This is a genomic window from Gemmatimonas sp. (genome assembly GCF_044376735.1).
Lineage (GTDB): Bacteria > Gemmatimonadota > Gemmatimonadetes > Gemmatimonadales > Gemmatimonadaceae > Gemmatimonas.
Window position 1 is genome coordinate 1 of sequence record NZ_JBILKJ010000074.1, and the last position, 13799, is coordinate 13799.

Below are 13799 nucleotides of genomic sequence, written 5' to 3' on the forward strand. Positions count from 1 at the left end.
CTGCCGTCGGCAATGCGATATCCACCCCGCCCTGCATGATCGGCGCCGTAATCATGAAGATGATCATCAACAGCATCATCACGTCGATCAACGACACCACGTTGATCTCGGCATTCACGCCAGCGCGCTCCCGACGGCGGTTGCGTCGCATGCTCAGATCCGGCCTTCGCGCACCATCAGTGCGATGAGCTCGGAACCAAAACCTTCAAGCGCGTCATCAAAGCGATTGAGGCGCGCCGCGAACACGTTGTACGCAAAGGCCGCCGGAATCGCGACGGCGAGCGCCGCCGCCGTCGCCATCAGCGCCGTGCCGATGCCAGGCGCCACGGCTTGGATGTTGCCAGAGCCCTTCTGCCCGATGCCGACAAACGCCTCGATCACACCCAGCACCGTGCCGAAGAGGCCAATCAGCGGGCTCACGCTACCCACTGTAGCCAGCCACGGGATATACTGCCCGAGCGCCTCACGGGCCTTGGCGCCCTCGGCGTCGAGTACGAGCCGCAGGGCTTCCACCTGCGAGCCGGACAGTCGCGCCGTGCGCTCGTTGGTCGCACCGAGCGCCGGCTTCGTGTCGTTGAGGAACGACACCGCGCGCGCGAAGACCGCCGTGAAGGCACTCGACTTGGCCCGCTGCGCGCACACCATGGCATCATCCATGCCCCGGGCGCGCTCGAAGTCCGCAACGAAGGCACGGCCGTTCATTTCCGCAACGCGGAAGCTACGCCACTTCGAAAACATGATGGCCCACGAAATGAGCGAAAGCGCGACGAGCAGCGCCAGCACACTTTTCGTGACCGGGTCACTGTTGATCAGCATGCCGAGCATCGAAGACGGCAAGGTGTCCGGTCCGCCGGCCACCGTCAGCGCCGCGAATAATCCCGCTGCTGCCGTCACGCCTGCTGCCCCATGCGGGCCCGACGATCGGCGAAGAACCGGTACGTCTGCTCGAGTCCTTCGCGAAGCGTGACCTTCGGCGTCCAGCCCAGCACAGCCTGCGCCTTCGCGGTGTCGAGCGCCGAGCGCGCCAGCTCGCCGGCGCGCGCCGGTGCGTAGTCGATCGGCGCACTCGCGGAGGAGACCGCACGCAAGGTGTCCGCGAGCGTGTTCACCGAGGTCTCGATCGACGTACCGATGTTGAAGGCGCGGGCGTCGAGCCGGCCACGCGGCGGCAGGTCGGCGGTCGCCGCTGCGAAGTTCGCGCCAGCGACGTCGCCGGCGTAGACGTAATCGCGTGTCTGTTCACCGTCGCCGAACACCGTCAGCGCCCGCCCATCGAGCAGGCGATTGCAGAAGATTGCGACGACGCCAGCTTCCCCATGGGGATCCTGTCGAGGCCCATACACGTTGCCATAGCGCAGCGCCACGTTGTCCAGTCCATGCACCCGGCCGTAGTACGCGAGGTAGTACTCGATCGAGAGCTTCGCAATACCGTACGGGGCCTCGGGATCCTTGCTATTCGACTCGCTGCTCGGCGGCGGGTCGAAATCGCCGTACAACGCCCCACCGGTTGACGACAGAATGGTGCGCGTCGGATGACCGCTCGCGAGGACGGCTTCCATCAGGTTCAGCGTGCCGAGGATGTTGCGCGTCGCGTCGTAAACGGGATCGAGGACGCTGCGGCGCACATCGATCTGCGCCGCAAGATGGCACATGACATCGAACTTGCCATCGCGAATCAGCGCGGCGGCGTCCGGTGTCGTGATATCGCAATGCACGAAGCGAGCTGCCGACGGGATGTTCTCCTGACGTCCGCTCGACAGGTCGTCCAAAATGGTGACCGCCCACCCCTCGGCCAAAAACCTGTCGGCGACATGTGAGCCGATAAATCCTGCACCACCCGTCACCACGACCGTCTTCGTCATGCCGTTCGTTTCCTCGATCCAATGGGGAAATCCGCTGCTACCCGCGCCTCGTCAAGGCGTAAGCTGAGACGCATCGTCCCCAATGTACACACGCGCCGACGCCCACGGGGGCCTCGGCGCGTTGGAGTCGTCGATCGATGGCCGCGCCACGCGGCGCGGGTCACGTCGGGCGCGATCCCTCACTCACTCCGGACAGTCAGGGCGCCTTGGCGAGACGGCGAGCCTCGAGGCCGACCGTGATGTCCGACTGATACTGCCGCATGATCACGGCCGCACTGCCCGTCGCCTCGCTCCGGACCACGCGTACCGTGGCGACCAACGACTCCTGTGCGGGTTCCGCCTTGGACCCGTTTCGATACAGTCCGAACTCGTCGCCGGCCTTGACGCCCTGCGCCGATCCAGCAGCAAGCAGCAGGAAGCTCTGTAACGTGGGCTGTAGCTCATTCGGATCGACCCAACGGACACCCGTCCTCACATCCGACTCCTGGAGGGGCTGCGCCTTCAACCACGGAGCGGGCGCACCGGTCACCGGCAGGAGACGTTGTCCCTGCTCGACACGGCCCGACTGCCGCATGAGGACCGCCAGCACGGGCTTTCCTCGCTCGACTCGCACGACTTCAACGATCCCCGCAGGAATGGCGATCATCGACCGCTTGTCGGTCGATGTAGTCGTAGTCACCGCCACCAACCGCTGACCCACCGCGTAGGTCACGCCCGTGGGCGGGCGTACTTCAACCTGATCGGTCAGGATCGCGCGCTGCGGATACCCGCTTTCGGTGGTGACGGGGGAACCGACGCGCTTGGTGAGCGACCCCGCCTTGGCCGCCTCTGACAGCAACAGCACAAACGGGGCGGCGTCGTACTCGGCCTGTCGTGGGGCCGGCGCGTTGGGGCGCAGCGAGGCACGAGTCCGTCGCTCCGCCTCAGCGGCATCGGGCATGTCGCGATGGAAGACGGTCTGCACTTCGCTGTCCTTCCGTGAGGCCTCTTGTGCGTCCAGATCAACCAGACCGATCGCCTGCACCTTCCGGGCCACCAGGAGCTCGCTCCCGCGCGGCTGCTGGAAACTCATGCGGGACGTCTCCGCGTCGGCTGGCTCAGCGGCTAACCCCGAACCGGTGTCGATCGCCGTCACCGCGGCCACCTTGGACGCCTTCGCCGACGGGCGCGCTGCTGCGGTCACACCACCAGCGGTAGCGTTGGGCTTGCCGGCCGTCTGCGCCGACAGCGACCCAGCCGGAGGGGCTGGCGGCGGTGACGGCAATGTCCCCTGGCCAGCTTTTGCGAGGGCGACGCTTGGTACGCTGGAATCGGCCGGTGCGGCCGCCACCACCGCGGCCTTCGCACCGCGAACAACGGGCGACGCGGGTACCGTCAACTTCATGCCGACCCGCAGAGGCGACGGTCCAGCCGTCGCGATACGATTGCGGCGCGCGAGCGCTGGCCACTGATGCCCGTCCCCGTAGTACCGCGCGGCGAGCCCCCAAAGGGTCTCACCGGCGCGGACCACATGCGTCACCGTCGCCTGTTCCTTCACCTGATCGACCGTCGCCTGGGAAACCGTCACGAGTCGGGGATTGACCTCGTGCCCGTGCACCACAGCGGGACGCCAAACGATCAAGAGCGCCAGCGTCGCCAGCACGACCACGAAAACGCGATGCACGGGATGCAGCACTCGGTTGGATTCGATCGCAGTAGACGACTGCGGCTGGTTTGCAGCGCGCATCAGCGAGCCTCACGGTGGAAAGACTGCGCGCCCCCACCCGGGGCGCTGGAGGGCGCTCGACTCGACGGCGAGACTGCCGACAAGGTGCCCACACCGGAGACGCCTGCGATGGAAAGGCGTAACGGAGGGCGCATCACGCTCACAGTCGGCATCATCACATTTTCCGCCGTCGGGATCTCCCGACGGCGGGTAAACACGAGTTCAAGGGCGTCTAGAACGGCAGATCGTCGTCCTCGTCTTCGAGGGCGCCCGGGAAGTCCCCGAACTCCTCCTTGCCGGCCGACGGCGCGGCCGCGGTCTTCGGCCGCGAGGGCGGCGCGGCGCGACGCGGCGCACTCTCCATCTCATCGCCGCCACCACCACCGGCTCGGCCGCCGAGGAGCATCAGCTCCTTGACCTTGATCTCGGTGGTATAGCGCGTCTGGCCATCCTTGTCCTGCCACTGGCGATACTCAATTTCGCCTTCGACATAAATCTTTTCGCCTTTCTTGACGTACTTCTCCACCACGTCGGCCAACCCGGAGCCACGCGCGCTGTTCCACACGACGCAGCGATGCCACTCGGTCTTTTCCTGCTTCGCGCCAGACTGGTCCGTCCAGTTGCGGCTGGTGGCGAGCGAGAACTGCGCGACGCGCGTTCCGCTGCCGACCGTGCGGATTTCGGGATCCGACCCGACGTTGCCAATCAAGATGGCCTTGTTCAGGCTGCGACTCATGGTGCCTCCTCGAGGTTCGGTAGGAATGGGTGTCGGATAACCTAGGAGGGTTCTCCGACCAAACCAAACCCGAACGACGCGCGCGGGGCTATTGGAACGCGGTCGCGTCGCGGCGGAGGACGAGGGCGTCTTCAACCGGTGACCGGTAGTACCCCCGTCGGCGACCAACCGCCAGAAATCCGCGGGAGGCATAGAGGGCACGAGCGGCCGAATTCGACTCGCGAACCTCGAGGAACATGGCGACTACCCCCGCCGCCGCCCCAGCCGCGATGGCGTCGTCGAGCAGCCGGGCGCCGATGCCTCGGCGGCGATTGCCGGGGGCCGTCGCGATATTCGCAATCTCGGCCTCGTCGGCGGCGCGTAGCATGATGCAATACCCGACAACTCCACCCGACTCGTCCGTGGCGGTTGCCAGCCGAGCGAAGGGATGCGCCAGCAGTTCGTGGAAGGACGTCGCTGGCCACGGGTCGCTGAAGGCGAGTGCCTCGATCGACGCCATCGCCGGCACGTCATCCGCGATCGTCGGCCGGATGGCGAGAACCACGGCAGTTACGCGTCGCGGTGAGAGGGCAGCGGCGCGCCGTGCGCGGCCTCCCACTTCACTTGTGCTTCCGCCATGCGGCCATACTCCGGCTCCCAACAATCCAGCGGCACCGCGGACATCCAGGCCGACGCTGCCACACGCGGGAGGCTCGTCGATGTCGGCGTCACGATGCGCGACTCGCGTTCGGGACAAGGCGACCCCAACACGGCGAACCGCGGGTGCCCCGCGGCATGCGCATCGAGCTGCTCCATCGTCATGCGTTGGAGCGCGGACTGGGACTGCACCCGACCATCGGCGTCGAAAATGACGTCAAGCACGTACCGCTCGCCCCGCAATGCGTCGGCGTGTACGACCGCGGGCCCATGGACCGAGGCCTCTCCCGCATCTGCCGCATCTGCCGCTGCCAGCAGCAGCGACGACACCGCGAACAACGGGACGCCGGCGCCATGCGCCAACCCTTTGGCGAGTGAAGCCGCGATGCGCAGCGACGTGAAGCTACCCGGGCCCGCCCCGCAGACCACGCCGGCCAGCTGTTGCGCCGTCACACCCGCCTCAGCGAGCAGAGCCTGAACGGCGGGAAAGAGCTGATCCTCCCGTCCAGCACCCATCGCCACGGGCCGTACCGCCACGGGCGACCCGTCCGCGATCAAGGCGACGGAGCCGACCGATGTCGAAGCTTCAAGGACGAGGAAGAGCGCCGGCGATGCCCCGGGCAGCTCGAAGACGAGCGTGGGTGCGTGCATGTGATGAGTCTAGCGCGCCCCCCACCCGTTCCCCAGCCCCGTACCGCGAGCTACCGGATCCTAGGCGACGCCGTCGAGACAACTGTACTTCGCCGGCTCCTGACGAAGGTGCGGGAACGGGTCGTCACGTCCCTCGGCCAACAGCGCGAACGTTCCAGACTCCGCGAGCGCGGCGGCAGCGTCGAGGACGTGGCAATCGAAACCCGTTCCGCGGTCGCGTCGCATTATGTCGAGGACGCCCGGAACGTCGAGTCCCGCACGATATGGGCGATCGGCGGTGAGCGCCTCATACACATCGGCCACCGCCAACACCCGGGAGAGCAGACCCAACTGCGGTCCCGCCATCTGCCACGGATACCCGCGACCGTCCAAACGCTCATGATGCTCCGCGGCCTCACGAGCGAATCCGCTGAACGCACTCACTCGCTCGAGGATCTCCCACGTCCATCGCGGATGCTTCCGAATTTCGCCGAACTCCGCGTCGGTCAACTTCGTAGGTTTGTCAAGAATCCGATTCGATACACCCAGCTTGCCAATGTCGTGTAGCAGGCCGGCGCGCAGCGCGTCGCGGCACTCGTCGGCATCGCCTCCTAGCGACCTCACGATAGCCACGGCATAGCGCGCGACGTTCGTCGAATGTCGCGCAGTATAGGGCGTTTTCGCGTCGATCACCGCGGCGAACGCGTAGGCAATGCGGTCGAGCCACTCTTCCGTAATCGGCAGCGCGACGCCGTGCGGTTCCACGGCCAGGATCGACTCTTCAAGGTGCGCACCGTCAGCCAGAACGGCCCACCAGCGACGATCGTGCTTCCACGTACTCACCAGATCGACCAATCGCGGGTCGAACCACCGACCGCGACGTTGCTGCGTCATGTCAATCGCGGCATCAATCCCGTGCTCACTCCAATACGCCTCCAGCGTCTGCGCAATCAGCAGAATGCGAGACAGGAGCGGGATCTCGTCGCCCGCGAGCCCAACCGGATGACCGAGGCCACACCAGTGCTCGTCAACGTGCGCGACGGCCTCGCTCGTGGCGCGCGGGAAGCCAAGAACAATCGCGATCTGCGCCCCACGTTCGCAACGCGCCTGGATGACCTCGCGCGTCATGGTCGGCGTCCGCGCAATGCGCAGGAAATGCGTGGCGCGGGCGACCGGATTCCTCCCAATCCCGCAATTCTTCGCCGTGCGCGCGGCAAGTCTCCATCGATCGTGCCAATCCACCAAACGCATGGATCGTTTCACCTCTCGATCGTCGCTTCCGAAGAGCGCTGACATGCGGGCGGCGTTACTCGAACAACCCGAATCCTTCAGGAGTGCCGCGTAATACAGCGCCCCCAGAGTCACGTCATCGAGGCTGAGTTCACGCCCCAGACGCATGGCAATGAGCGCCGTCCGAAGCGTGTGGCCAGGGCGCTGTCCTTCCGTGAGGTCGAGCGCGTACGTCAAGGCTGAGATGACTTCGGCCGGACGAACGAATGCTCCGCGTGCGCCGAGGACGGGCATGGCGAGGATGCGAGGGAAGAGAGAGACCGCGACCGACGTGTCAGGACCTCCCTCCCGGCAGACGACGACGCCAACGGGGCGGTCACCGGCGCCCCCCCGCACGGCCTGCCGATTCAGCGCATCGTCGGGGCGTGGATGCGGAGCAACCGCCGATCGGCGTTCTCCGGATCATGCCCGAGCGCCAAACGAATGGTGTCACGCGGCAAGGTATTCACGGCGCGATCCGGCCACTCCACCAGTAGAACGGACGCATTCCTGACCAGTTCGTCCCATCCCAGCATCTCCAGTTCCGCGTCCGACCGCAGCCGATACAGATCGGCATGGATGATCGGCCCGCGCGGCGCATCGTACTCCTGAATGATCGAGAACGTCGGGCTCGTGACCGACCCGATGGCGGTAACGCCGACACCAGCACAAATCGCCCGCACCAATGTCGTCTTGCCCGCCCCCAAGTCACCTTCGAGTGCGATCACCACTGGACGCGGGAGCACCGCCCCGACCGCCCGCCCCCATGCCTCGAGCGAATCCCGACCGGGCGCGCGAGGGGCGCCGCGTCCCAGTAGGTACGTCAGCGAGTCAGCGCCCACGCTTGCCCCCGGCCTGGCGCAGCGGCGCACTGCCGGGCGGTCGCTTCGGGGGAGCCGTGTTCCCTCGCGCCTGCTCGGGCCTTTCGCCAAGCGCGGTGCGCACCTCGAACAGCTGATCGCGCAATCGGGCCGCAGCCTCGAAGTCGAGGGCGATCGCGGCTTCTCGCATGGCGACTTCCAGCTCCCCGACGAGCGTCTGCAAGTCCTCGCGCGATCGCGGCGTGGTCTCGGCGCCCAGCCGCTTCGTCGCCGGCGCGACATCGTCGTGCGGCGCCCGGGCGTCAGCCACGCGGGTGATCAACCGCACGTCATCGATGCTCTTGAGCACACCATGCGGCGTGATTCCGTGCAACGTGTTGTGATCGCGCTGAATCGTCCGACGACGATCCGTCTCATCGATGGCGCGCTGCATAGAACCGGTGATCCGGTCGGCGTACAAGATCGCCATGCCGTTCAAATGGCGCGCGGCACGTCCGATCGTCTGGATCAAGGATCGATCGCTGCGCAGAAAGCCTTCTTGATCGGCGTCGAGGATCGCCACCAGCGAGACCTCAGGCATGTCGAGCCCTTCGCGCAACAGGTTGATCCCAATCAGCACGTCGAACTCGCCGAGCCGCAATCCACGCACGATCTCCATGCGCTCGATCGCGTCGATGTCCGAGTGCATGTAGCGCACGCGAACGCCCATCTGCTGTAGGTAGTCGGTGAGGTCCTCCGACATGCGCTTCGTGAGCGTGGTCACCAGCACACGCTCCCCCGATCGCTCACGCAGGCGGATCTCGTGGAGCAAGTCATCGACCTGCCCCTTGACCGGACGAATCTCCAAGACCGGATCGAGCAGCCCTGTCGGTCGGATGACTTGCTCGACCACGACACCTTCCGACAGCTGTAACTCAAGTTCACCCGGTGTCGCCGAAACATTCACGAGTCGCGGCACCAACTGCATGAACTCGTCGAACACGAGCGGTCGGTTGTCGAGCGCGCTGGGCAGCCGGAATCCGTAGTCGACCAACGTCAGCTTCCGCGCACGATCGCCGTTGTACATGCCGCGAATCTGCGGGAGCGATACGTGCGACTCGTCGACGACCACGAGGTAATCGTCGGGAAAGTAGTCGAGCAGACACGCCGGGCGCTCGCCGGCCTGCCGCCCGCTGATATGTCGGGAATAGTTCTCAATGCCGGCGCATGTGCCGATCTCGGCGAGCATCTCCAGATCGAAGTTCGTTCGCTGATCGAGCCGCTGCGCTTCCAACAGCTTCCCCTGGATGCGCAGCTCCGCCAGCCGCTCGGCCAGTTCCTCGCGAATCGCGATGCTGGCCCGCTCGATCGTGGGGCGGTTCGTGATGAAGTGCTTCGCCGGGTAGATCGCCATCCGCTCGAGCGTCGAGATCGTCTCACCCGTGAGCGGGTCGATCTTTGAGATCCGCTCGATCTCGTCGCCCCAGAGTTCGAGGCGCACCGCCTGCTCCTCGTATGCCGGATAGATTTCCACCGTGTCGCCCCGTACGCGGAACGTGCCACGATCGAATGCCACATCATTGCGCAGGTACTGAATGCCGACGAGTGCACGCAGAATGTCATCCCGCGCAATCGTCTGCCCACGCGACAGGGCAACCATGCGCTCGCGGTAGGAGACGGGATCCCCGAGCCCATAGATCGCCGAGACGGTCGACACGATGATGACGTCGTCTCGTTCCATCAGCGACGATGTGGCGCGCAACCGTAGGCGATCGATGTCCTCGTTGATGCTCGCGTCCTTCTCGATGAACGTGTCGCTGGAGGGGACGTACGCCTCCGGCTGATAGTAGTCGTAGTACGAGATGAAGTACTCGACCGCATTCGTCGGGAAGAACGACTTCAGCTCACCGTATAGCTGCGCCGCCAGCGTCTTGTTGTGCGACAGCACCAGCGTCGGTCGCCCCCACTGCGCGATGACGTTCGCCATCGTCATCGTCTTGCCCGAGCCCGTTACGCCAAGCAGCGTCTGAAAGCGGTCGCCGCGCGCCAGCCCCTTGGACAATTCGATGATCGCGCGCGGCTGGTCGCCAGCCGGGGCGAAGGGACTCTGAAGACGGAAGGGAGCGGACATACGCGGAATATAGCCGGATCGGCTTTTCTTCGGGACCCACAAACCGCGCGCGTGCGCGCCCCGCCGCCTAGGCGTCGGCCGTCATCTTCTCGCGTCTGGAGACGGCCGCGATGCCCTTTACGCGACGTGCCGCCTTCATGATTCTCTCCAGATGCGCCAAGTTTTCGACCTCGACCATTGCCGAGCCCGTCACCCGCCCATCTGTCGTCTTGAGCTCCAGACTCCTGATATCGGTGCCCGTGGCGCTCACGGCGGCCGCAACATCAGCGTACAATCCGCGGCGATCCGTCCCCTCCATCGCGAGCCGGACGATAAACCGCTCCCCCGCCATCTCGTGCCAATCGATGTCGAGACGTCGCTCGGGCTCGTGTGCCAACAGGAGCAGGTTCGGACAATCCCCTCGGTGAATACTCACCCCGCGTCCACGGGTCACGTACCCGACGACTTGGTCGCCCGGCACGGGCTGACAGCACTGCGAGTACCGCACGAGCAAGCCGTCCGCACCCTGAATACGGATGCCCTTACCGGTCCCACGGACACGGTCGACGATGCGCTCGAGCGTACTCTGCTTCTCGGCCGGTTCGGCGGTCTCGACGTCGGGGTGCAACGCCTTCAACACCTGCATGACGTGCACGTCGCCGGCGCCCACCGAAGCGATGAGGTGGGTCGCGTCCTTCAGCTTCAACAGCTTCGCGACCGGCTGCAAACCGGCGTCGTCGAACTTCGGCAGTCGCCGACGGCGCAGCTCGCGCTCGATGATCTCGCGACCTAGGCGCATCGCGGACGAACGTTCTTCAAGGCGCAGCATCTGCCGGATCTTGTGCCGCGCCCGCGTGGTGCGAACATGCGACAGCCAGTCACGGCTCGGCTTCGCATTCGGATTGGTCAGAATCTCGACGGTTTCCGAATTCTTGAGTTCACGCGACAAGGGCGCGATGCGGCCGTTCACCTTGGCACCCGAGCAATGCGCGCCGACCTGCGTGTGCACCGCAAACGCGAAGTCCAGCGGCGTCGCGCCCTTTGGCAACTGAATCACGTCACCGGTCGGCGTGAACACGAAGATCTCGTCCTGGTACAGGTCGAGTTTCAGGAACTCGAGGAACTCACCCGGCGTCTCGGCGTCGAGCTGAAGCTCAAGCACCTGGCGGAACCACGCCAGCTGCCGATCCAGTTCATCGGCGCTGCGCGACGACTCCTTGTACAGCCAGTGGGCGGCGATACCGAAATCCGCGGTGCGGTGCATGTCGCGCGTCCGGATCTGGATCTCGAACAGCTGGCGCCCCGGGCCGAATACCGTCGTATGCAGCGACTGGTAGCCATTGGACTTCGGCTGCGCGATGTAATCCTTGATGCGCTCCTGCACCGGCGTCCAGCCGTCGTGAATCACGCCAAGTGCGTGGTAGCACTCGAGCACGTTGGGCACGATTACGCGAATCGCGAGGAGGTCGTAGATGTCCTCGTACGGCCGGTCGCGCTGCTGCATCTTCTTGTAGATCGACCACAAGTGCTTCGGTCGGCCGGTGACTTCGACATCGGAGATACCCGCGTCGGTCAGCCGCTTGTCGAGCGGCTCTCGCATCTGGGCGATCAGCTGCTCACGCTCGCCACGCTTCGCCGCGACCAGCTTGGCGAGCGTCTTGTACGCGTCGGGCTCGAGGTGTTTGAAGGCCAGATCCTCCAGCTCCCAGCGGACCTTCGCCATACCGAAGCGATGGGCCAGCGGCGCATAGAGATCTCGCGTCTCCTGCGCAATGCGCCGCCGCTTCTCCGGTGCCAGATAGTCGAGCGTCCGCATATTGTGGAGACGGTCGGCCAGCTTGATCAGGATGACGCGGGCGTCCTTGGCGATCGAGAGCAGCAGCTTGCGATAGTTCTCGACCTGTCGCTCTTCGCGGGACGAAAGCGGAAGACTCGCGATCTTCGTGAGGCCATCGACGATCTGGGCGATCTCGGCACCAAACTCCCGTGCGACATCCTCGACCGTGACGTCGGTGTCTTCGACAATGTCGTGCAGCAGCCCGCTAGCCACCGTCGTGGTGTCAAGCTGCAATTCGGCGAGAATGCGCGCCACTTCAACGCAGTGCGAGACATACGGTTCACCAGAGTGGCGCACCTGTCCGGCGTGCGCGACGTCGGAGAACTTGTACGCGCGCACGAGCAGATCGTGGTCGAGCCGATCGTAGGAGATATCGGCACTCGGCCCGAACCCGGGAATCATCTCGTGCAGCGCGATCGTTGTCACAGCAGACCTGCCTCCGCAAAGCTCACATAACGCCCACGTCCCACGATGATGTGGTCGTGCACCGGGATGTCCAGCAATCGCCCGGCCGCCACCAACTGTGCCGTCACGACCTTGTCCTCCGCCGATGGCGTCGGGTCGCCACTCGGATGGTTATGGACCAGGATCACCGCGGCTGCCCGCTCGGCGATCGCCTCCCGGAACACTTCCCGCGGGTGTACAAGCGACGAGTTGAGTAACCCCCGAGTGATCAGCACGTCACGTTCGAGACGGTGCTGCGCGTCAAGAATGGCGACGTGGAACTCTTCGACGGGTGCATCCTGCAACCGAGGCGCGAACACCGCCGCCACGTCGCGTGGGCCACGCAGCGGCACCCCCGCTTCACGAGCCTCACCCGCCATTCTCCGACCGAGCTCGAGCGCGGCATGGATCGCTGTTGCGCGCGCCCGTCCCACGCCGCGTACACGCGTCAACGTCGCCAACGGCAGCGTTCCGAGTCGTCCGAGTGAGCCACCCGCCTGCCCTAATACAAGCTGGGCACAGGCGAGGGAGGATACCCCCTTTCCACCCGAGCCAAGCACCGTGGCGATCAACTCGGTGGTACTCAACGCGTGCGCGCCGAGGCTCCGAAGCCGCTCGCGCGGCCGCTCAACGCTCGGCATCTCTTTGATCTTAAGGGCAGCAACAGTGGGCTGGCTAGTCGGGACCGTCACAGATTCACTCCAGGAGAGGGGAAAATGCCATCTCCGTAGGATGCGGATCTCGGCGAGGACCACGGTACCGCGGCGTTGCCGGCTGGCGCATTCCTCTGCAACACTCCGCGGCCTGCATCCGCGGGCACAGGTTCCAGCAGCCCAGCCGCTGGTGATCTCCACCACGGACGCCGATCTGGCGACGGTGATGTGGGCGGCGGTCACGTTCTGGGACACGCTGGTGCCGGCGGTGAGCGATGAGTGCCTCAAACCGGGGCCGCGCGTGGGTGTCAAGGGTAGTGCCACGCAGAAGCCCCCGCCACCGGAATCCGTAAGGATTGGTGACGGGGGCTTCACAAGGTGCCGGCATCGGCCTACTCTCCCGCGGTCTCTCGACCGGAGTACCATCGGCGCTGCTTGGCTTAACGACCGTGTTCGGGATGGGAACGGGTGTGGCCCAAGCGCTCTAGATGCCAGCGATTTCCGGGGAAATCGGTCCTACGGGTCTCTCGATAATCACGGCCTCGCGGTCGCCGGCGGGCGTCGCGCGCATTGACCAACGGATGGGGAAGTGATCTTGGGTGGGTCGTCGCCGAAGCGAGGCGACCCAGACGTGCGCATGCTTTGCGAATGCTGTTTGGTGTTGCTTGGTCCCCTGGAAAACCAGGGGGGAGTCAAGCCGCACGGGCGATTAGGACAGCTGCGCTCGGAACGCCTCGCGGCGCTTCCACGTGCTGCCTATCGACGGAGTAGTCTCCTCCGGCCCTTTAGGGAGCTCACGGCTCCTGGGAGAATTCATCTTGGGGGGCGCTTCCCACTTAGATGCTTTCAGCGGTTATCGCCACCGATCATCGCTACCCGGCGTTGCAGCTGGCGCCACAGCCGGGACACGAGCGGATCGTCCGACTCGGTCCTCTCGTACTAAAGTCCGCTCCCCTCAATTCTCCAACGCCCACGACGGATACAGACCGAACTGTCTCACGACGTTCTGAACCCAGCTCATGTGCCACTTTAACCGGCGAACAGCCGGACCCTTGGGACCTTCTCCAGCCCCAGGATGTGACAAGCCGACATCGAGGTGCCAAACCGCGCCGTCGAT

The 13799-nt window shown here is 65.3% G+C and carries 12 protein-coding genes and 2 rRNA genes; all 14 read right to left on the minus strand.

The window, feature by feature from the left end; all coding sequences use genetic code 11:
- Positions 1–151: biopolymer transporter ExbD (locus ACIRA7_RS10785; protein WP_396220859.1), on the minus strand; the 151-nt coding region annotated here is incomplete at its 3' end.
- A 2-nt stretch (positions 152–153) separates the two neighbouring features.
- The gene (locus tag ACIRA7_RS10790) at positions 154–894 is read right to left on the minus strand and encodes a MotA/TolQ/ExbB proton channel family protein (protein WP_396220848.1); all 741 of its coding nucleotides are present in this window, start codon (positions 892–894) and stop codon (positions 154–156) included.
- Positions 891–1862 (minus strand): NAD-dependent epimerase/dehydratase family protein, encoded by a 972-nt coding sequence (locus tag ACIRA7_RS10795; protein ID WP_396220849.1) that lies wholly within the window; start codon positions 1860–1862, stop codon positions 891–893. Before ACIRA7_RS10795 ends, ACIRA7_RS10790 begins: the two co-directional genes overlap by 4 nt.
- Before the next feature lie 196 nt (positions 1863–2058).
- Positions 2059–3525 (minus strand): LysM peptidoglycan-binding domain-containing protein, encoded by a 1467-nt coding sequence (locus ACIRA7_RS10800; RefSeq protein WP_396220850.1) that lies wholly within the window; start codon positions 3523–3525, stop codon positions 2059–2061.
- Positions 3526–3799: 274 nt separating this feature from the next.
- Complete coding sequence (locus ACIRA7_RS10805; protein ID WP_396220851.1) at positions 3800–4303, minus strand: single-stranded DNA-binding protein; 504 nt, start codon at positions 4301–4303, stop codon at positions 3800–3802.
- Between the two features lie 88 nt (positions 4304–4391).
- A complete protein-coding gene (gene rimI, locus ACIRA7_RS10810) occupies positions 4392–4847 on the minus strand; it encodes a ribosomal protein S18-alanine N-acetyltransferase (protein ID WP_396220852.1) in 456 nt (151 codons plus the stop codon).
- A gap of 5 nt (positions 4848–4852) precedes the next feature.
- Positions 4853–5590: a tRNA (adenosine(37)-N6)-threonylcarbamoyltransferase complex dimerization subunit type 1 TsaB gene (tsaB, locus tag ACIRA7_RS10815; RefSeq protein WP_396220853.1), complete on the minus strand. Its 738-nt coding sequence runs from the start codon at positions 5588–5590 to the stop codon at positions 4853–4855.
- A gap of 60 nt (positions 5591–5650) precedes the next feature.
- Positions 5651–7093 carry an HD-GYP domain-containing protein gene (locus ACIRA7_RS10820; protein ID WP_396220854.1) on the minus strand — a complete coding sequence of 481 codons (1443 nt, stop codon included), beginning with the start codon at positions 7091–7093 and terminating at the stop codon, positions 5651–5653.
- A gap of 113 nt (positions 7094–7206) precedes the next feature.
- The gene (gene tsaE, locus ACIRA7_RS10825; protein WP_396220855.1) at positions 7207–7680 is read right to left on the minus strand and encodes a tRNA (adenosine(37)-N6)-threonylcarbamoyltransferase complex ATPase subunit type 1 TsaE; all 474 of its coding nucleotides are present in this window, start codon (positions 7678–7680) and stop codon (positions 7207–7209) included.
- A complete protein-coding gene (gene uvrB, locus ACIRA7_RS10830) occupies positions 7670–9769 on the minus strand; it encodes an excinuclease ABC subunit UvrB (protein WP_396220856.1) in 2100 nt (699 codons plus the stop codon). The genes tsaE and uvrB overlap by 11 nt, the downstream gene beginning before the upstream one ends.
- 67 nt (positions 9770–9836) lie before the next feature.
- Positions 9837–12011, minus strand: coding sequence for a RelA/SpoT family protein (locus tag ACIRA7_RS10835; RefSeq protein WP_396220857.1), 2175 nt, complete (start codon positions 12009–12011; stop codon positions 9837–9839).
- Positions 12008–12721, minus strand: coding sequence for a DNA repair protein RadC (gene radC / locus ACIRA7_RS10840; RefSeq protein ID WP_396220858.1), 714 nt, complete (start codon positions 12719–12721; stop codon positions 12008–12010). The genes ACIRA7_RS10835 and radC overlap by 4 nt, the downstream gene beginning before the upstream one ends.
- A gap of 340 nt (positions 12722–13061) precedes the next feature.
- Positions 13062–13178: ribosomal RNA gene (gene rrf / locus ACIRA7_RS10845) — 5S ribosomal RNA — on the minus strand.
- Positions 13179–13370: 192 nt separating this feature from the next.
- A 23S ribosomal RNA gene (locus tag ACIRA7_RS10850) occupies positions 13371–13799 on the minus strand; the annotation flags it as partial.

Bases quoted from the DNA above. Each gene is read 5' to 3' on its own strand.
- ACIRA7_RS10795 (WP_396220849.1), bottom strand. From the start codon at position 1,862: ATGACGAAGACGGTCGTGGTGACGGGTGGTGCAGGATTTATCGGCTCA.
- ACIRA7_RS10805 (WP_396220851.1), bottom strand. From the start codon at position 4,303: ATGAGTCGCAGCCTGAACAAGGCCATCTTGATTGGCAACGTCGGGTCG.
- tsaB (WP_396220853.1), bottom strand. From the start codon at position 5,590: ATGCACGCACCCACGCTCGTCTTCGAGCTGCCCGGGGCATCGCCGGCG.
- ACIRA7_RS10820 (WP_396220854.1), bottom strand. From the start codon at position 7,093: ATGCCCGTCCTCGGCGCACGCGGAGCATTCGTTCGTCCGGCCGAAGTC.
- uvrB (WP_396220856.1), bottom strand. From the start codon at position 9,769: ATGTCCGCTCCCTTCCGTCTTCAGAGTCCCTTCGCCCCGGCTGGCGAC.